Here is an 18623-nt window from a genome sequence, read left to right on the forward strand (position 1 = left end):
AGCGGTACTGATCGGCTGCGCCGGGCTCGCCGGCGGGTGCGGGGGCTCGGGCGAAGCGTCGCCTCGAGACGCGTTCGCGTTGACCGCTTCGGCATTGTCCGGCGTGGACCGGTATTCGTTCGCAGGCGAGCTGACGCAATACGGGCCGGACGGAAAAGTCGAACGCCGCAGCGGATACCGGGGGCGGGTCGAAGATCATCGCCCGGCCGCCATGCAATGGAACGGCGGCGCCGCGGCGGGCGACGGGGAAGGACGCCATCCGCTCGAATTGGCCGCTGCCCTCCAGGCCGCTCCGGCAGCCGTCGAATACGTTCCCGCAAGCGGCATGGTGAAGCTGCGCATCACGCTCGATCCGGCCGCCGCGAAGGAGCGCGTCGCCCGGCCGCTGCGCAGCCGGCTGAGCGGCTTGAAGCGGGATGGGCAGGATCTGCTGCGGGTTGATTCGGCTTCGCCTGACGCGCGGGAGTCGGCGGCTGCGCGGGAGCGGGAAACGAGGCGGCTGGAACGGAAGCTGTCCACGCTCCGCGTCGCGACCGTTTGCGAGTGGACCGCCGACAGGCGCACCTGGTTTCCGAGCGAGCTGCGCGAGGAGACGACGGTCGCCTACCGGGACGAGAACGGCCGCGACATCGCGGAGAAAACGACGTCGGTAACGAATTTTCGTAAGTAGCCCGCGGTGGTACAATAGGATAGGAATGCCGCGGGCACTCAGGCGGCCAAACCAGGGAAGGGGAGAGTGTTGATGCGCGATTCGCGTCTGCAGAAGCTGGCGGCCAACCTGGCCGGCTATTCGGTCAAGGTGCAGCCGGGAGACAACGTTCTGATCGAAATGATCGGCTCCGAGCGCGAGCTGCTCAAATGTCTGATCGAGGAAGTGGCTGCGCGGGGAGGTCGCCCGTTCGTCGAGATCGAGGACCGTTCCGTCACCCGCACGCTGCTGCGCCGCGCGACGCCCGAGCAGCTTGAGACGTGGGCGGCTTACGACCTGAACCGAATGGAGCGCATGCAAGGCTACATAGGCATTCGCGCCGGGGAGAACGTGAACGAGCTGGCGGACGTCCCGGACGACAAGATGAAGCTGTACGACAGGATCCATCGGCGTCCGGTTCATCTGGAACGGCGCGTGAAGAAGACGAAGTGGGTCGTTCTTCGCTACCCGAATCCGGCGATGGCGCAGCTGGCCAACATGAGCACCGAAGCGTTCGAGGACTTCTACTTCGACGTCTGCAACCTGGATTACGCGAAGATGGAACGGGCGATGGAGCCGCTTTATCGGCTGATGAAGCGGACGGACAAAGTCCGGATCGTGTCTCCGGGCACCGATCTGTCATTTTCGATCAAGGGAATCGGCGCCAAAAAATGCTCCGGCGAGCGCAACATTCCGGACGGGGAAGTGTATTCGTGCCCGGTTCGCGATTCGGTCAACGGCACGCTGGCGTACAATACCCCGAGCGTCTATAACGGCTTCACGTTCGAGAATATCAAATTCCGCTTCGAGAACGGCCGCATCGTGGAAGCGACGGCCAACGACACGGCGAGGATCAACCAGGTGCTGGAAAGCGACGAAGGAGCCCGCTATATCGGCGAATTCAGTCTCGGCTTCAATCCGTACATTTTGCACCCGATGAAGGATACGCTGTTCGACGAGAAAATCGCCGGCAGCCTGCACTTCACGCCGGGGCAGGCTTACGAAGACTGCGACAACGGCAACAGGTCGCAGATCCATTGGGACTTGGTGCTGATTCAGCGGCCGGATTATGGCGGCGGAGAAATTTATTTCGACGACGTTTTGATTCGCAAAGACGGCCTGTTCGTCGTGGACGAATTGGCCGGTCTGAACCCGGATTCGCTGAAATAAAGCGTTTACCCCTTGCAAGCCGAGGCAAAATCAGGGTATGATGAGGGGAGTAGTTGACCACCCTATTATTTGGAGGGATTTCCATGTCCAACAACGCAGCTATCGTGGAATTGTCTCAAACCGCCAACAAGTATCGTTCTTCCATTGTGCTGCAAACCGAGAACAAGTACATCGATGTGAAGAGCATTCTTGGTTTGTTCACGACGCTGGTCGGCGGACACTCGTACGAACTGCACGTTCACGGCCCGGATGCCGACGAAGCGAAGAAAGAACTCGCGTCGGTGTTCGCCAAGCACAACCTGAACGTCACCATCGTGGAGTAATCACGATACCCGCATGAAGCGGAAGGTTTCATAGATATACGGCTTGATCCGGATGCCCTCGTCCCTATGGACGGGGGTGTTCGCCACCAAGGAGAGATTTCGATGTCCATGGCCGACGGGTTGCTGAATCTGGTGTTCCAATATCGCTACGGAGGGCTGTTCGCGTCCATGTCGCTCGGCCTGTTCGGCTTGCCGGTTCCGGACGAGCTGCTGCTTACCGCCTCCGGCTATTTGCTGGCCAGCGGCCGCATGCTGCTCGGGTGGACGCTGCTGGCCGCCGTCGGCGGAAGCGTCGTGGGCATGTCGGCCAGCTATTGGATCGGCCGGACGGCCGGCACTTCCTTGGTGCGCAAGTTCGGCTCCAAGCTCGGACTCACGGAGCGGCGTCTGGAGCGCCACGAGCGGCTATTTGCCAAATGGGGACAGGTCATCGTGCTGATCGGCTTCTTCATTCCCGGGCTTCGGCACGTTACCTCGCTGCTTGCGGGCATCGGCAAGCGATCCTACAGGTCGTTCGCTTCTTACGCGACGATCGGCTCGTTCCTGTGGGCGAGCGTGTTTTTGCTGATCGGTTCGCTGCTCGGCGAACATTGGCGGGAGGTGACGGGCATCGTCCATCGCGATCTCGCCTGGATGCTGGCCCTCGCCGCCGTCCCGCTGCTCGCCGTCCTGGCATGGCGGTTCCGGCCGCTCAAGACGTAAGAAGGCATTTTCCGCGAACAAGGCTGGCCGAATCTCTAACGGAGACTCGGCCTGTTTTGTTTTTTCGGGCCGCGGGACGTTTTTTTTCGAGATTGTTGGGGGTTGGAGGCGCTTTTCCCGGTTCCTGTCCTTGTGCTCGGGTCCAAATTCGTCTAATATGAAAGGGATAGAGTTGGCTTACGCAAGTAAGGGCACAGGGGGAGTTGGGATGGCTTCATCGGATGTCATGGTGCACCTGAATCAGAAGGCGCTTCGCCTGCTGCAGGAAGATGCGGACAAGATCGAGAAACTGATCGCCATTCAAATGGAGAATCTCGCAACCCGCAAATGCCCGCTTTATGAGGAAGTGCTGGACACCCAAATGTACGGCTTCTCGCGGGCGGTTGATTTTGCGGTGCGGGCGGGTCTTGTGGAGGATGGCGCGGGCAAGCTCCTCGTCATGCAGCTGGAGCGCAATCTTGCGCTGCTCTATGAAGCGATGGCGAAGAGAGAAGAATAGATTTTCCCGAGAGGATGAAGAAAGCCTTGGATTTCGGCGGATGGCCGATCTCCAAGGCTTTTCTCGCTTCTAGACGAAGTAGAAGGCGACGCCGAGCACGATGTACACGAGCAGGAGCAGCTTGCCCTCATACCATGTCGTCGCTCCGTCCCGCGAGATGGAGGTGGCGATCAGCACGGCGACGGCGATGGCCGCCAGCTCGATGGTCGAGAACAGGATGTTCATGTGCTGGCCGAAGAAGAGGCTGATGAAAATAAGCACCGGCGCGACGAACAAAGCGATCTGCAAGCTGCTGCCGACGGCAATCTCGACTGCGGCGCCGATCTTGTTTTTCAGAGCGAGCATGACGGCGGCGCTGTGTTCGGCGGCGTTGCCGATGATGGCGACGATGAACGCGCCGACGAACAGCTCCGACAAGTGGAACTTCTCCGTGAACACTTCCAGCGTGCCGACGAGCCATTCGCTGACGAAGGCGACCATCACGGTGGCGAGGACCAGATACAGGATCGACTTCCCTTTGGACCAGACCGCTTCTTCGCCGTGGGCGGGCTGGGTCTCTTCATTATCCTCCAGCAGGCTTTTGTGCGTGATCATCGAATAGACGAGCCAGCCGATATAGGCGACGATCAGCACGCCGGCCACGGTAATGCTGATGGACATCGTGTCATGATCCGACAGATGCTCGGACTTGACGAAGACCGCCGGGATGAACAGGGCGATGACCGCCAGCAGCATAAGGGACGCATTCTGTCCGGCGAGATGAATATTGAATTTCTGCTCTTTGAATTTGATGCCCCCGGTCAGGGCGCTGGCCCCCAGCACGAGCAGCAGGTTGCCGATGATCGAGCCGGTGATGCTGGCCTTGACCATGTCGAACAGGCCTTCCTTCACCAGGAAGATCGCGATGATCAGTTCGGCCGCGTTGCCGAACGTTGCGTTCAGGAAGCCGCCCAGCCGTTGGCCGGCGTAATGGGCCACGGCTTCCGTCGCCCGGCCGAGAAAGCCGGCGACGAAGATCACGCTGATCGCCGCGACGACGAATTGAAAGACCGCGTTCCAGTGGGCGTAGTGGGCGATACCGCTGAGGACGAATGTGACGATGAGCAACGGGAAAAACAGTTTTTTCAACAGACGAAGCACCTCTCGAATTTGGGTGAACCTGGGATATGGACTCGCTTGTTTTACTATATCGAAAAGCGGCGAGGAAGTAAATGAGGCCCCGACCGGCGCCGGGTTGCCATGCGGAGGGTTCTTCCATTACAATAGGAGCATCAAGTTGGGGAGAGTGAGCCGCCCATGGTCGATGAACTGCAGCAAGGGTTGATTCGAATTTCCGATGACGTCGTCGCAACGATTGCGGGTCTCGCCGCGCTCGAGACCCCGGGCGTATCCGCCATGTCGGGCGGGATCTCCGAAGGGCTGGCCAAGCGGCTCAGCGGCCGCAACGCCCAGAAAGGCGTCTCGGTCGAGGTCGGCCAGGTCGAAGCGGCGATCGATCTGCGCATCGTGGTGCAGTACGGCATTCCGATTCAAGAGGTCGGCGTTCGCCTTCAGGAGAACGTCAGAGAAGCCGTACAGAACATGACGGGGCTTCGCGTCGTCGAAGTGAACGTCAAAGTGGAAGGCGTCGCTTTCAAAGACGAAGCGGAGACCGACGACAGCCACCGCGTCAAATAAGCAGCTTGAATTCGACAAAAACGAGCGCCTCCCGCCGGACGGACCGGGGGAGGCGCTTTTTGTTTGTTGAAAACGGAATTATCGCCTGCGCTGCGGCTCACGCTTCTCCCGCGGCTCCCGGTTGTGTTCTCGCGAGATGCTGAGCAGAACGCCCATTCCGATCATCAACGCGAGCAGCGAGGAGCCTCCGTAGCTGATGAACGGCAGCGTAACGCCGGTCATGGGAATGGCGCCGCTGACGCCGCCCATGTTGATCAGCGCTTGAATGCCGATGAGCGAGACCATGCCGACGCCGAACAAGGTGCCGAAGTTGTCCTTGCAGCGAAGGGACACGATCAGGGCGCGCCACAGAAACAGAACGAAAAACAGAAGGAACACCGTAATTCCGATGAAGCCGAGCTCTTCGGCGATAATGGAGAAAATAAAATCGTTGTAGGACTCCGGCAGGTAGAACAGCTTCTGAACGCTGTTGCCGAGTCCCGCGCCGGTCAGGCCGCCGTGTCCGAACGCCTCCAGCGAGCGAAGCAGCTGCAAGCCCGAACCTTGCTTATCGGCGAACGGATCGCGGAACGCGGTGAAGCGGGCGAGCCGGTAACCGCCGGTAAAGCCCGGGTGGGTCAGCAGGTAGAGACTGAAGCTGAGCGCTCCGATGCCCGCAATGACGCCACCCGACATCACCAGATGCTTCAGGTTGGAGCCGCCGGCGGCGATCACGGCCGTGGCGCTCAGCAGCAGAATGACGCACGAGCCGAGATCGGGCTGCAGCATAATCAGTCCGGCGATGAACCCGATGACGATCATAACCGGCAGCAAGCCTCGCTGGAACTCCCGGAACTTGTCCTCTTTCTTCGTTATAATTGCCGCCAGGTACAGGATGACGGCGATCTTCGCGAATTCGGTCGGCTGGATGCCGAGGCCGCCGACGCCCAGCCAGCTGTGCGCGCCGTTCACCGAGGGAGTGAACGGCACGATCATCAGCATGACGACGGACAGGAAGAGGAACGGCGCGAACCACTTCTTGTACTTGGAGAACGGAACGTTCATCAGCACGAGCATGGCTACCGTTCCGAGCCCGGCCCACATGACTTGTCTCTTCGTAAAATACAAAGCGTCGTACCCAAATTTCTTGGATACGACGGTCATGCTGGAGCTGGCGCTAAACACCATGACCACCCCGAAGCCGACGAGCAGCAGCGTCAGAATGAGCAACAGAAAATCCGGCGTTCCGCGTCCTCCGCTCTCAGGGTTCTTCATTCCCTCATCTCCCGGACGCTCAGGCCAGAAGCTCTTTCAATTCCTGGACGCGCTTGTTCGCGGTGTCCATAATCGGCTTCGGGACCGGCGATTCGTATTCCAGGCCATGCGGGAACGTCGCCCGGCCGATGTAGACGGTCTCGATCTTCAGGATGGCATGCGGCTGCTCCAGCCTGCCTTCCGAAGCGCGGGTGCTGATGCGCAAATAATATTCGTTATTGCTGGCGTTGTCGACCAGCTTCAGGTCGTAAGTGGCGCGATAGTATTCCCATTGCCAGCGAACGAATCCGAGCTTCTCCGCCGAGTCGTCCAGATGGGCAAGATCGCTTTGTAAACCTTCCAGGCCGGTATTTTCGAGAATCATCAAAGTTCCTCCTTTGGAAAATGCAAACAAGCCTCTGTTTACCCTCCATCATAGACGGTTTACCTTCCTTCTGCAAGCCTTCTCAAGCCGCTCCGTGCGAACGTTCTGCAACATTTTCGCCTCCGTTTCGGCAAGGAAAGCTTTCTGGTACAATAGGTTTCAAAACGCGCTGCGCGAGAGGGGGCAATCGCGATGACGGCAAACGAACGAACGCTGCAATCGCTGTTCGGCGACATGGTGGCTTGGCGGCGCCATCTGCACCGCCATCCCGAGCTTTCGTTCCGCGAGGAGAAGACGTCCGCCTGGATCGCGGACCATTTGGAAGCATGGGGGCTTGACGTCACGAGAGGCGTCGCGGGAACCGGCGTCGTAGCTAAGCTGACCGGGGGGCGGCCGGGCCGCGCGATCGCGCTGCGGGCCGACATCGACGCCCTGCCGATTCATGACGCGAAGTCGTGCGACTACGCTTCGGCCGTGCCCGGCGTGATGCACGCCTGCGGGCATGACGGCCATACGGCGGAGTTGCTGGCCGTCGCCCGCTATTACAGCCTGCATAGGGAAGAGACGGTGGGCACGCGGCTGTTCTTGTTCCAGCCCGCGGAAGAAGTGCTGCCGGGAGGCGCGCTCGGGATGATCGGCGCGGGGGCGATCCGCGAAGCCGACGCGGTATACGGCGTCCATCTGTGGTCTCCTTTCCCGTACGGCACGGTCTCGACCCGTCCGGGTCCGCTCATGGCGTCGCCGGACGAGTTCGAGATCGAGATCGCGGGCCGCGGAGGCCACGCCGGACTTCCCCATCAGAGCGCCGACGCGCTGGTGGCCGGCGCGCATCTGGTCGTCGCGCTGCAGACGATCGTGTCGCGCAGCGTCGATCCGCTCGAATCGGCCGTCGTCACGGTCGGTCAGCTGCAGGCAGGCACGGCGAACAACGTCATTGCCGAGCGGTGCCGCTTGGCGGGGACCGTGCGCTCCTTTACGCCGGAGGCGCGGGCGCTCGTGCGGGATCGCCTGGAAGCGATCGCGCGGCATATCGCCGAGATGCACGGAGCAAAGGCGACGGTCCGCTACATCGAAGGCTATCCGCCGGTCGTCAACGACGAGCGGGAGGCGGAACGGTTTTTCCGGGTCGCGTCCGCGCAGGTGGGTCCGGAGGCCGTAAAGCGGTGCGAGCCGATCATGGCCGGAGAAGATTTTTCCTATTATTTGCGCGAGAAGCCCGGCTGCTTCTTCTTCGTCGGAGCGGGCCGGGAGGACGGAACGTCGGCGCCGCACCATCATCCGCTCTTCGACATCGACGAGAGGGCGATGCTGACCGCCGCCCGCCTGCTCGTTGCCGTGGCGGACGACGCGGCCGCGGATCCGGAAGCCGGCTGACGGCGCCGATTCGCCGCAGTCCGATTCGCATGCATGTCCCGCTCCCTTTTCGGCTACGCTAAGGCGTGCAGAAAGGGGGTTAATCATGCGCAAAGTATCGGATATCATGTCTACGAACGTGTTCAGCGTGTCGCCGCAGGAGCATATTTACGATTGCGCGATCCTGATGAAGGAGCACGACATCGGGTTCGTTCCGGTCGTCGAAGGCCGCAAGCTGATCGGCGTCGTCACCGACCGGGACCTGGTCATTCGCGGGTACGCGGAGAAGCATCCGGGTTCGGAGTCGGTCATGAACGTGCTGACCCGCGACGTGGAGACGATCTCGCCGAATCTGTCCGTTGACGAAGCGGCGTCGCTGATGGCTTCTCGCCAAATTCGGCGGCTTCCCGTCGTCGAGAACGGAGAGCTGCTCGGCGTCGTGGCGCTGGGCGATCTGGCGATGCGGGAAATTTTCGTCAACGAGGCGGGAGACGCTCTGAGCGATATCTCGGAGCACGGCTCCTCCTCCGCTTACACTCATTGAGCACATCCGACGGCAGGCAGACCGCCCGTACCGGGACCGAACGACATTCGGCCCGGTACGGGCGGTTTCATTTTCGGAAGAAAGCGGCTGAACGGCCGGCGAATTGGAAATCATGGGGACAGGAAAACTGTCGGAGCGGAAAGGGCGGGAGCGAAGGCGGCCGAGGCCGCCGGAACGAGCCCTGCGCCCCGACCGAAGGAGGCTGTCCATTGCCGGCTTTACAGTCTTGCCCATTGCTTGTGCAGTCCGACGGAACGCTGATGGTAAACGAATCTCACCCACGGTACGAAGAGGCGCGGGAATTGCTGCGGGATCTGGCGGAGCTGCGGAAGCGGCCGGGGGAGTGGCATACGTACAAGCTGACCCCGGTCACGCTGTGGAACGCGGCGGCGGCCGGCTGGACCGCGGAGCGTGTGCTGGCCCGTCTCAAGGAGTTGGCCCGATACGGCGTGCCCGCCGCGCTGGAACGGGAAATCCGCAACAACATGGGGCGATACGGCAGCTTGCGGCTGAAGCGCCAAGGCGATGAGCTGCGGCTGTTCTCCGATCATCCGGGCTTGCTGGCCGGCATCCGTTCGCTGCGCGGCCTGGAATCGTGTTTTCGGGGCGGCGCAACGGCCGGCAGCATCGGGGTGCGGCCGGAGGCGCGGGGCTGGCTGAAGCGGGAGCTGATCGCCGCCGGCTACCCGGTCATCGACGAAGCCGGCTACCGCAGCGGAGAGGCGCTCGCCATCTCCATGGGCGGGATCGGCGTGTCGGGACGGCCGGTACGGCTGCGCGATTACCAATCGGATGCGGTGGAGGCATTCGCCCCGACGGACGCGGATCGTTCGGATAGCGGCAGCGGCGTGGTCGTACTGCCTTGCGGAGCGGGTAAAACGTGGGTGGGGATGGGCGCGATGGCGCGGCTGGGTTGCGAGACGCTCATTCTGACCTCGAACGCCCTGTCCGTGGAGCAGTGGATCCGCGAGCTGCTGGCGCATACGACGCTGCGGGCCGAGGACGTCGGCTCCTATACGGGGGAGCGGAAGGAAGTCCGGCCCGTCACGGTCGCCACTTACCAGGTGCTCACCCACCGGAAAAGCAAGGACGGCACCTATCCGCACTGGAAGCTGTTCGGCGACCGGAACTGGGGGCTCATTATTTACGACGAGGTTCACCTGCTGCCGGCGCCGGTGTTCCGGATGACGGCCGATCTGCAGGCGACCCGGCGGCTCGGGCTGACGGCGACGCTCGTGCGCGAGGACGGCAGGGAAGGGGACGTGTTCGCGCTGATCGGCCCGAAGCGGTACGATGCCCCTTGGCGAAGCCTGGAGGACGAAGGCTGGATCGCGAAGCCGGCCTGCCGGGAGGTCAGGGTCCCGCTCGCGGACGACGATTTCCTGCGCTATCACGCTTCCGCCAAGCGGATCCGCCACCGGATCGCAGGCGAGAATCCGCTCAAGCTCGGCGCGGTGCGCACGCTGCTCAACCGGCACCAGGAGGAACAGACCCTCATCATCGGCCAATATCTGGACCAGCTGCACTCGGTAGCGGACCGGCTCTCGCTGCCCGTCATTACCGGGAGCACGCCGCACAGTCGGCGGCAGGAGCTGTTCGACCGGTTCAACCGGGGCGAGCTGTCGGTGCTCGCGGTGTCCAAGGTGGCGAATTTCGCGGTGGACCTGCCGGACGCGGCGGTCGCGATCCAGCTTTCGGGCAGCTTCGGCTCCCGGCAGGAAGAAGCGCAGCGGCTGGGACGCATTCTGCGGCCGAAGAGCGGGGGGCGGGAAGTGTTCTTCTACTCGCTGGTCAGCGAAGACACCGACGAGGTCGAGTTCGCCAGGCGCAGACAGCAGTTCCTGTTGGAGCAGGGATACCGGTACGAGGTGGACCGCTTCGTGCCGGAGGGTTGGGATCAGCCTCGCGAGGAGGCGAAGCCGTGAAGCTGGAAGAGACGCTCCGCCGGCTTCCGCCGGCGCTGCGGGACTTGCTGGCGGCGCATCCGGCCTACGCGGAGCGCATCGCGAAGGGGCTGACGCTGGATCAAGCGGCCGGCAGCCCGGACCTGCCGCGGCAGTGGACCGAGAGGGCCGATCCGGTCTCCCGCTGGCTGCTGCGGCTGATCATCCGGTCTTATGGCTGCCTTCCGTTCGAGGAATCGGCGCTGGAGCGGCTTGCGATCGCTTCGTCGGCCGGGTCTGGCCGGGATCGTCCCGGCCGGACGGACGCCCCGGACGGACCGGACCGTCCGGACGGTTCGGGCGAAGGCTGGACGGGCGCGGAAATCCGCGTCGCCGTCCGCGGGCTGCTGCAGGCGGGGATTCTTTTCGCCGTACGCAAAGCCTGGGGGGACCGCCTTCTCTACTTGCCGGGCGACCGGGCGCCGCTCTGGCAGCTAGCGCTGTTCCCGATGCGGCCCGCCCCTCTGCCGCCGGAGCGCCAGTCGCAAGCATGCAGCGACACCGCCGGCAGCCGCTTGCCGCTGTCTCTGGAACTGTTCCTAGCGCTTGCGGAAATCCGGCGCGGCGGCTTGCCGGTAACGGCCAAAGGAGCGCCGAACAAAGCGCGGATCGCCAAGCTGGCCGGCGCCATGAGGCTCACGGCGGACGAGATTCGCGCGGCGGACTTGGCGTTCGCCCGTCCCGAGGGCGTGCCGGAGCAAGCCGCGTTCGTGCTCGACGCGGCGCTTCGCAAACGCTGGCTGAGGCGGCTGCCCAACCGCTGGGAGGCGGCGGAGCGTCCGTTCGGCGCCGGGGCTCCGGATGAGCCGGACTTGCCGCCGTCCGCTCTGGATGCCGAGCTGCTGGATCTGGTTGCCGCGGAATATGGCGGAGCGGAAGCGGCGCTTCACTTCGCCGCGACGGCGCTGCGGGGACTGGAGCCGGGCGTCTGGTACCGGGAGCGCGATACGATCCCGGCTGAACCTTTCTCCGGCCCGTCGCCGGAGCTCGCGGCCGCCCACGGGCGCTGGCTCGCGCTGACGGCCGCTCTCGGCTGGATGGAGCGCGGGACGGCCGGCGGAGAGCCGGTCTGCCGCTGGCTGATCGATCCCCGGCCGATGGCGCTTCAGGCCGGGGAACCGCTCGATGCGGGCTGTCTGATCGTACAGCCGGACGGCGAGATTTGGGCGCCCGCGGAGACGGGCATGGCGGCCCGTTGGACGCTGGAGCTGCTCGCCGACCGGCAGACGGCCGATCAGGCGATGTTCATCTACCGGCTCACCCGGGAATCATGCTTGCGGGCGCACGAAGCCGGCTTTACGCTGCGCGATGCGCTGTCCTGGCTCGAAGCGCAGTCCGGCGCGCCGGCGCCCCACGCCGTTCGACTGTCGCTTGCGGACTGGTTCGGCCGGTTCGGCCGCCTGACGCTGGGCGAGGAGACCCTGCTGCGCGTGGACGACGCCGAGCTGGCGGGAAAGCTGGCGCAGGACGCGGCGCTCGGACCGCTGCTGCGCGAACGGCTCGCAGCCGGCGTCTTCGCGGTCGCCGCCGGCAAGCGGGACGAGCTGGCGCGGCGACTGCGCGAGCTCGGCTATCCGCCCGCGGCCGGGGCGGAATCCGCGACCGGGCCGGACAATCGCGCCGCGACGCCGGCATCGCAAGCGGCCACGGCGACAGGAGACGGCGCGCCGCGCGGCCTGTCCGTCTACGAGCCGGACGACCGCATTCCGGCTTGGGAGCAGCTGTTCCCCGGCCTGGACTCGGTGCCGCCCGCCTGGCTTCGCCAGACCGGCCGCTATCACGTCTCGACCCGCCGCAAGCTGGTGGAGCGCGCGCTCGCGTGGCGCACTTCGCTGCAGGTCAAGCTGGAAGGCGAAGAGCGCCTGGGCCTGTTCGTTCCGGAGACGCTCGAGGCCGACGGGGACGGCTGGCGGGTAGCCGGCCGGTTCCGGGACGGGGGCGTATCCGGAGAACGGCTGGAGCTGGCCGGGGACAGGCTGGCGGAGCTCAAGATCGAGCTGCCCGGCGAAGATCGGGAGAAGAAGGCCGGAGCCGGACAAAGGATTGACCGCTAGGCCGGCGGCTGTGGTATGATAGGGGGTGTACCATATCGCCGGAAAGTGGGGGGATGCTCGTTGATCGAAACGGCCGAGAACTTCCCTGCCGACGTAGCGCCGGGGGGCATCGCCGGAAGGACGCCGGCGGACTTTACGGAACTGCTGTCCCGCGCCTACGAGCTGGGAGAATTGATCAAGCAATCCGCGCTGGCCGCGGAATACGTTTATTGCAAGGAACAGGTGGAGCTCGACGGGGGAGTGCGTTCGCTCTCCCTGGAATTCGCCAAGGCCAAGGAGAGATTCGCCGAATGCGAACGGTTCGGCCGATTCCATCCCGATTATAACGAAGCGTTGGATCGGGTATACGAGATGGAATCGAAGCTGGACGGGATCGAACCGGTCAGGCAATTCAAGGCGGCGGAGCAAGCCGTCGACACGCTGCTGCACGACGTGGCGATGCTGATCGCGCGCGCCGTATCCGACAGCATCAAGGTGCCGGACAACGATCCGAACCCGAAAGGCTGCGGCAGCGGCGGGAAATGCTCGTGCGGCGGAGGAGGCTGCGGATGACCGAAGAGCTGGATCTCGAGGCGCAGAGCGCCGAGCCGGAGAGGGAGAAAGTCGCCGCGGGCAAGTTCGGCGAACGAACGGGCTATATCGTCTGGTACAGCGATTGGAAAGCGGCCCGGGGACTGGACAAATACGGCGCGCTGCATTACATGTCGCGCAAGATGAGCTACGCCGTTCTGTACGTCAACGCCGAATCGGCTGAGGATACGCTTCGCCTGCTGCAGAAGCTGCCCTACGTGAAGAAGGTCGAGCGCTCTTATCGCAACGAGATCAAGACCGAGTACGAACGGAACGTCCCGGACAAAACCCGTTTCTACGGCTTGTAGAGACGGACGGGCCGTCCCGCGAAAGGGCCTCCCGAGCCGCTTCCGGCGGCGGGAGGCCCTTTTTTTGCGCCCGGGCCTTCATATTTTTTTAACAATATAAGTCCTTTCCGATGCGTAAGTGACAGGTTAAGCGCTGTATAGACATCATTTTCCGTAACCTATATAATCGAATTAGGTAAAATGTTAGGTAATCTTTAAGGATCGAAACATTTTGCATCGACTCGAGGTGTGCTCCATTGACCAAAATTCTCGTCGTTGAGGATGAGAAGATCATCGGAGAAATGATTTCGATGTATCTGACGGACGAAAATTTCACCGTTTGCAGAGTCGAAAACGGCAAGGAAGGGCTGGAAGAGCTCCGGCAATTCAACCCCGACGTCATTTTGCTCGACTTGATGCTGCCCGATATGGACGGGATCGAAGTGTGCGAGACGATGCGGGAGCTGTCGGACAAGCCGATTCTGATGATCTCGATGAATACGAAGGTGAACGAGCGGGTGCGGGCGCTGAACGCCGGCGCGGACGACTACCTCTGCAAGCCGTTCAGCATGCAGGAGTTGAAGGCCCGGATCGGCGTCGCGGTGCGCAGGTACAAGCCGGCCTTCACGGCAAGCTCCGCCGAGGAAGCGGCCGCCGCCCAGGAAATCAAATGGCGCGGGATCGGACTGGACCTTCAGAAGAGGCTCGTGCTGGTGGAGGGAGAACCGATCGAGACGACGTTCTCCGAATTTGAGCTGATGAAGCTGCTTTACGAGCATCCCGGCCGCGTTTTCACGCGGGACGAGCTGATCAACGCGCTGAGAGGGATCGATTCCTACGTGAACGATCGGGCGATCGACGTTCATATTACGAATTTGCGCAAGAAGATCGAGAACAACCCGAAGGAACCGCAATATATCAAGACGGTCTGGGGCGTCGGATACAAGCTGATGCCGGTCTAGCGGCCGGTTCGGCTTGGGATCTCAGCGGCCCGCGCCTTCCATCTGTCTCCCTCATCCCGGATCGGTCGGTCCGGCGCATGATCGGAGACCTTTTTTTCCATGCGGCCGCAGGCGGGCCAGCCGTGATACGGAAAGAGGAGAGGGACGTTGTTCGAATCGCTGCGGGTCCGCACTTGGCTTCTGCTGCTGATCACCACCGGATTTACGCTGCTCGTTTGCGGCTTGATCTACTACGATTCCGCGCAGTCGGCGATCCGCGCTTCGCTGGAGAAGAACGGAAGCGACCGCGCGCGAATGCAGGCCGATTCGCTGGCGCTGCGCCTGGACACGCTGGCGAAGCAGGCGTCCGTTCTCGCCGACAGCTTGACCGGGCTCGCGACGGGGGACGAGCGACTGGACGCGCTGCGGCACAAATTTTATCCGCAAATCTCGTTCGACATGGTCGGATACGGAGAGAAGGACGGCGAGCTTAGGCTGGTCGACGGCACCCGGGCCGACCTCTCCGGCGATCCATATTGGAAGAGGGCGACGGACGGCAACGCGGTCCTTGCCGACCGGACGGTCTCCGGGGCGCTGGCGGCCGAATCGCGCATTCATCTGTTCGTTCCGGTATTCGACTTGAGCCACCATGTCGCGGGGGTGCTCTGGGCAGCCGCTTCGATGAAAGACGTGGCCGGCAGCGTCGCTCCTTTCCTGCCGGGAGGCGCCGCGGGGCCGATGGACGATTTTACGGTCGTCGACGATGCCGGGGGAGAGATCTACTCGACGCCCGGAGCGCCGGCCTTCGATTCGCAGACGCTGCTGCGCATCGGGAGGTCGGCGATAGGCCGGGACTCGGCTCAGATCAGTCTGGAGCGAGAGAAGCTGTTTGTCGCGAAGCTGCCGGGAACTCAATGGAGCCTGGCCATTCCGATGCGGACGGGGACGCTGTACGAGCCGCTGCGCCAGCTGCTGCTGCGGACCATCGCCATCTGCCTGGCCAGCGAACTCGTACTCGCGTTCTTGCTGTTCCTGCTGATCTCGCCTCCGTTTCGGAGAATCCGCGAGATCCTGCATATGACGGAGCAGGTCGCGGCCGGCGATTTCCAGGTATTTCCGCTCCCCGGAGGGGAGAAGGACGAGATCGGCGCGCTGGCGGACTCGGTCAACGGAATGGTCAAGCAGCTTCGCGATTTGTTCGAGCCGCTTCAGGCGATTACGAATCAGAACGACTACGGAATCATCGTGACGGATGAGCATTACGTCATTACGCAATTCAACGAGACGGCGCAGCGCATGCTCGGCTATGCGCCGGAAGAAGTCGTTCAGCGGATGACGCCGCTCGATCTGTCGTCGAGGGACGAGCTCGAGCTCAAGGCCAAGCGGCTGTCCGGCATGGTGGGAAGAACCGTTCGCCCGGGACTGGATTACGTGCGGACGATGATGCAGGACCGCATGTCGTATTCGGAAGAACGCATCTATATTCGCAACGACGGCGTTTCGATCCCGGTCTTCCTGAACGTGAGCAAGATTACCGACAAGTCGGGCAGCGTTACCGGCTATGTCGGGCTCTTCCGGGACATCTCCCGGCAGAAGCAGGTCCAGGTGGAGCTGACGAGGGCGAAGCAGCTCGCGGAAGACACGAACCGGATGAAAAGCGCGTTTCTCGCCCGTATGAGCCACGAGATCCGCACGCCGATCAACGGCATCATCGGCCTGACGCAGCTGCTGGAGCGGACGGGGCTGACGGACGTCCAGCGGGATTACGCGCAGAAGATCGGCACGTCGTCGGAAGTTCTGCTAGGCATCGTAAGCGACATTCTCGATTATTCCAAGATCGAAGCCGGCAAGCTGGAATTGGAGCAGACGGCGTTCGACCCGGAAGAGATGTTCCGCAAGCTGGGGGACACGCTCAGCATCTTCCTGAGCCGCAAGCAGCTGGAGATGGTGTTCGACATTCCCGAAGCGCTGCCCGAGCGGCTGGTCGGCGACCCGCTTCGCCTGGAACAGGTGCTGCTCAATCTGGCGAGCAACGCGATCAAATTTACCGATCAAGGCTACATCCATTTGCAGGTGCTCGTGCAGGAACGGCGGGACGATACGATCGCGCTCTATTTTGCGGTTACGGACACGGGCATCGGCATGACGAAAAACCAGATCGAGCATCTGTTCCAGCCGTTCGTGCAGGCGGACGGGTCGACGAGCCGCAAGTACGGCGGAACCGGGCTCGGCCTCGTCATCACGGACGAGCTGGTCTCCATGATGGGCGGCGAGCTGGAAGTGGAGAGCTGGCCTCAGGCGGGGAGCCGCTTCTCGTTCGTCCTCCACTTCCCGGTCGTGGCGGCCGGAGAAGCGCCGCCGGCGGCAAAGCCCGATCCGCTCACGCTTCGCAGGCGAACGGCGCTGTGCATCGAATCTCCCGGCTTGATGCAGCGCACGCTTGGAGGAATGCTCGCTTCCCTCCGCATCGACTGCACGTTCGCCGACAGCTGGAAGGACGCGCTGGATTTGCTGGAATTTCCGGACGCCGACCAGACGTTCGACTTTGTCTTCTGCAACATGGAGATGCCGGACATGTACGGGGAGCAAACGTGGCTGCGCCTGCGGACGGCGGCGCAGGGCGCAAGGACGATCGCGATGACGACCCCTTACGGCCAGACCGAATGGCTCCGGATCGAGGAGGCGGATCGCCCGACGCGAACGCTCGTCAAGCCCGTGAACCGAAGGGCGCTTCGCAACCTGCTGACGGGCCTGGAGGAAGAAAGCGCGTCCGAGCGGCAGGCTCCGGTCCCGAAGACGCGGAGAAAGACGGAATCCGGAAGCGTACGCATTCTGCTCGCGGAAGACCACGAGATCAACCAGCAGATCGCGTGCGAGCTTCTGGGCGGCAAAGGCTATGAGGTCGGGGTCGCCTCGGACGGAGCGGCCGCCCTGGCTATGGTGCGGAAGGAGCATTGGGATCTGGTGCTTATGGACCTGCACATGCCGGAGATGGACGGCTTCGAATCCGCGCGGCAGATCCGGATCGACTTCAACGCCTGGCGGCTGCCGATCGTCGCCATGACCGCCAACGTCATCCCCGAGGACCTGCAGAAGTGTCTGCGGGCGGGAATGAACGACGTCGTGACGAAGCCGATTCAGGCTTCCGTCCTTTTCGAGACGGTGGAGCGCTGGCTGGCGCACGCCGGGCTGATCGATTGGGAGGAAGCGCTGGAGCGGGTGAACGGCAAGGAGACGATCGTTCGCCATATGCTCCAAACGTTCGGCAGGGAATACCGGGATTTCGACAAGCGGCTGGCCGCTTATCTCGAAGAGGATCGGAAGAAGGAAGCGCGCGCGCTGCTTCATTCCTTGCGAGGCGTAGCCGGCAACCTGTCGGCCGGCAAGGTGTTCCGCGCCGCGGGAGCGCTCGAGGACGCGCTTGCGGACGAGCCGGCCGAGTTCGCGGCGGGCTTCCGGGAGCGGGCGCTCGTCTCGCTGCGAAGCGAGCTGGCGAAGCTTCTCGAAGCGATTGCCAGCGAGGAGAAAAGGCTGGAACAGTTCCAATATATGTTATGAATGGCTTCCGTTTATTTTTTTGTTGTATCGTCGGGAAAGAGTGAGTTAGAATATACGTAACTTCCTATTTTGTGCCATCGATATAGTCCTTTCGGCTTATGAGGCTTTCTATTCAGGAAGGGGGTAACCCGGTGAAAGACAAGCAGACCGAACGATGGGGCACGTATGAGCCGTTTCATATCGCCCTGGGCGATAAAAAGATCGTCGACATCATTATCACCAATCACGCTCGCGCCCGCTGGACCGATCGGGTCGAATCCGTGAAAACCGGTTACTCCGACATTGCCCAGTACCTGTGGCAGTGCTTGAAGGAAGGCCGAATCGTCTCCTACTATCGCCACGAACAGGACGTCTACACGATCGATGACGATCTGGTGTTCGTCGCCGAATTCGCGGTATCGGAGAAGGAGGTCGACTTGTTCGGCAATCCGCTGCACAAGATGATCGTCGTTACCTTCCTCGGCCGAATGTCGGAGACGATGGAGCTCCGAGATTTGAAAACGTATTATTCCTGGCTGCGCCACTCCCGGCGCATGACGCTCATCAAGAACAACCGCAAGCGGCGATGAGCGTTGGCGTCGCCTTCCCTAATCCATCAGGCATGCCTACCGGCATGCCTTTTCCATTCCCGGCCCGCCGGATGTCGCGGGAGCCGATAGCCGCGGCGCGAAGGTTGCGGGAAGCAAGATATGGTAT

General features: G+C 62.6%; 18 protein-coding genes. 15 read left to right on the forward strand and 3 right to left on the reverse strand.

Annotated elements, in window-relative coordinates:
* The 5 genes from H7C18_RS33635 to H7C18_RS33655 form a co-directional block, all read left to right on the forward strand.
* On the forward strand, window positions 1–670 hold a 670-nt coding region (locus H7C18_RS33635), incomplete at its 5' end, for a hypothetical protein (protein ID WP_185133515.1).
* A 72-nt stretch (window positions 671–742) separates the two neighbouring features.
* Window positions 743–1858, forward strand: coding sequence for an aminopeptidase (locus H7C18_RS33640; protein ID WP_185133516.1), 1116 nt, complete (start codon window positions 743–745; stop codon window positions 1856–1858).
* Window positions 1859–1941: 83 nt separating this feature from the next.
* A complete protein-coding gene (locus H7C18_RS33645) occupies window positions 1942–2181 on the forward strand; it encodes an HPr family phosphocarrier protein (protein WP_185133517.1) in 240 nt (79 codons plus the stop codon).
* Between the two features lie 102 nt (window positions 2182–2283).
* Window positions 2284–2883, forward strand: a complete 600-nt coding sequence (locus H7C18_RS33650; protein ID WP_185133518.1) for a DedA family protein — start codon at window positions 2284–2286, stop codon at window positions 2881–2883.
* Window positions 2884–3091: 208 nt separating this feature from the next.
* Window positions 3092–3382 carry an Fpa/YlaN family protein gene (locus tag H7C18_RS33655; RefSeq protein WP_185133519.1) on the forward strand — a complete coding sequence of 97 codons (291 nt, stop codon included), beginning with the start codon at window positions 3092–3094 and terminating at the stop codon, window positions 3380–3382.
* A gap of 69 nt (window positions 3383–3451) precedes the next feature.
* On the opposite strand, the gene cax is transcribed toward H7C18_RS33655, so the two are convergent.
* On the reverse strand, window positions 3452–4510 hold the full coding sequence (gene cax, locus H7C18_RS33660; protein ID WP_185133520.1) for a calcium/proton exchanger: 1059 nt from the start codon (window positions 4508–4510) through the stop codon (window positions 3452–3454).
* A gap of 168 nt (window positions 4511–4678) precedes the next feature.
* On the opposite strand from cax, the gene H7C18_RS33665 reads away from it, so the two are divergent.
* Window positions 4679–5059, forward strand: coding sequence for an Asp23/Gls24 family envelope stress response protein (locus tag H7C18_RS33665; RefSeq protein ID WP_185133521.1), 381 nt, complete (start codon window positions 4679–4681; stop codon window positions 5057–5059).
* Between the two features lie 78 nt (window positions 5060–5137).
* Here H7C18_RS33665 and ftsW read toward each other — a convergent pair whose 3' ends face one another.
* Together ftsW and H7C18_RS33675 are read right to left on the reverse strand one after the other, a co-directional pair.
* Window positions 5138–6313, reverse strand: coding sequence for a putative lipid II flippase FtsW (gene ftsW, locus H7C18_RS33670; protein ID WP_185133522.1), 1176 nt, complete (start codon window positions 6311–6313; stop codon window positions 5138–5140).
* 19 nt (window positions 6314–6332) lie between these two features.
* Complete coding sequence (locus H7C18_RS33675; RefSeq protein ID WP_185133523.1) at window positions 6333–6677, reverse strand: YugN family protein; 345 nt, start codon at window positions 6675–6677, stop codon at window positions 6333–6335.
* Window positions 6678–6869: 192 nt separating this feature from the next.
* Here H7C18_RS33675 and H7C18_RS33680 point away from each other — a divergent pair, with 192 nt between their 5' ends.
* The 9 genes from H7C18_RS33680 to H7C18_RS33720 all read left to right on the forward strand — a co-directional run bounded on the left by H7C18_RS33680 (window position 6870) and on the right by H7C18_RS33720 (window position 18496).
* Window positions 6870–8051 (forward strand): M20 metallopeptidase family protein, encoded by a 1182-nt coding sequence (locus H7C18_RS33680; protein ID WP_185133524.1) that lies wholly within the window; start codon window positions 6870–6872, stop codon window positions 8049–8051.
* 85 nt (window positions 8052–8136) lie between these two features.
* Window positions 8137–8574, forward strand: coding sequence for a CBS domain-containing protein (locus H7C18_RS33685; protein ID WP_185133525.1), 438 nt, complete (start codon window positions 8137–8139; stop codon window positions 8572–8574).
* 209 nt (window positions 8575–8783) lie between these two features.
* Window positions 8784–10499 carry a DNA repair helicase XPB gene (locus H7C18_RS33690; protein WP_185133526.1) on the forward strand — a complete coding sequence of 572 codons (1716 nt, stop codon included), beginning with the start codon at window positions 8784–8786 and terminating at the stop codon, window positions 10497–10499.
* Window positions 10496–12571 (forward strand): helicase-associated domain-containing protein, encoded by a 2076-nt coding sequence (locus H7C18_RS33695; protein WP_185133527.1) that lies wholly within the window; start codon window positions 10496–10498, stop codon window positions 12569–12571. The genes H7C18_RS33690 and H7C18_RS33695 overlap by 4 nt, the downstream gene beginning before the upstream one ends.
* A gap of 63 nt (window positions 12572–12634) precedes the next feature.
* Entirely contained in the window at window positions 12635–13123 is a 489-nt protein-coding gene (locus H7C18_RS33700) for a YlbF/YmcA family competence regulator (protein ID WP_420481903.1), read from the forward strand.
* Window positions 13120–13449, forward strand: a complete 330-nt coding sequence (locus H7C18_RS33705; protein WP_185133529.1) for a YlbG family protein — start codon at window positions 13120–13122, stop codon at window positions 13447–13449. The genes H7C18_RS33700 and H7C18_RS33705 overlap by 4 nt, the downstream gene beginning before the upstream one ends.
* Before the next feature lie 236 nt (window positions 13450–13685).
* Window positions 13686–14390 (forward strand): response regulator transcription factor, encoded by a 705-nt coding sequence (locus tag H7C18_RS33710; protein ID WP_185133530.1) that lies wholly within the window; start codon window positions 13686–13688, stop codon window positions 14388–14390.
* A gap of 147 nt (window positions 14391–14537) precedes the next feature.
* Window positions 14538–17927 (forward strand): response regulator, encoded by a 3390-nt coding sequence (locus H7C18_RS33715; protein ID WP_185133531.1) that lies wholly within the window; start codon window positions 14538–14540, stop codon window positions 17925–17927.
* 131 nt (window positions 17928–18058) lie between these two features.
* The gene (locus H7C18_RS33720; RefSeq protein WP_185133532.1) at window positions 18059–18496 is read left to right on the forward strand and encodes a hypothetical protein; all 438 of its coding nucleotides are present in this window, start codon (window positions 18059–18061) and stop codon (window positions 18494–18496) included.
* Window positions 18497–18623 lie beyond the last annotated feature (127 nt).

It is taken from the genome of Cohnella zeiphila (genome assembly GCF_014212055.1).
GTDB classification, from domain to species: Bacteria; Bacillota; Bacilli; order Paenibacillales; family Paenibacillaceae; genus Cohnella; species Cohnella zeiphila.

Coding starts and splice junctions, on each gene's coding strand:
- H7C18_RS33640 (WP_185133516.1), top strand. CDS start 743: ATGCGCGATTCGCGTCTGCAGAAGCTGGCGGCCAACCTGGCCGGCTAT.
- ftsW (WP_185133522.1), bottom strand. CDS start 6,313: ATGAAGAACCCTGAGAGCGGAGGACGCGGAACGCCGGATTTTCTGTTG.
- H7C18_RS33685 (WP_185133525.1), top strand. CDS start 8,137: ATGCGCAAAGTATCGGATATCATGTCTACGAACGTGTTCAGCGTGTCG.
- H7C18_RS33650 (WP_185133518.1), top strand. CDS start 2,284: ATGTCCATGGCCGACGGGTTGCTGAATCTGGTGTTCCAATATCGCTAC.
- H7C18_RS33665 (WP_185133521.1), top strand. CDS start 4,679: ATGGTCGATGAACTGCAGCAAGGGTTGATTCGAATTTCCGATGACGTC.
- H7C18_RS33675 (WP_185133523.1), bottom strand. CDS start 6,677: ATGATTCTCGAAAATACCGGCCTGGAAGGTTTACAAAGCGATCTTGCC.
- H7C18_RS33655 (WP_185133519.1), top strand. CDS start 3,092: ATGGCTTCATCGGATGTCATGGTGCACCTGAATCAGAAGGCGCTTCGC.
- H7C18_RS33645 (WP_185133517.1), top strand. CDS start 1,942: ATGTCCAACAACGCAGCTATCGTGGAATTGTCTCAAACCGCCAACAAG.
- H7C18_RS33705 (WP_185133529.1), top strand. CDS start 13,120: ATGACCGAAGAGCTGGATCTCGAGGCGCAGAGCGCCGAGCCGGAGAGG.
- H7C18_RS33680 (WP_185133524.1), top strand. CDS start 6,870: ATGACGGCAAACGAACGAACGCTGCAATCGCTGTTCGGCGACATGGTG.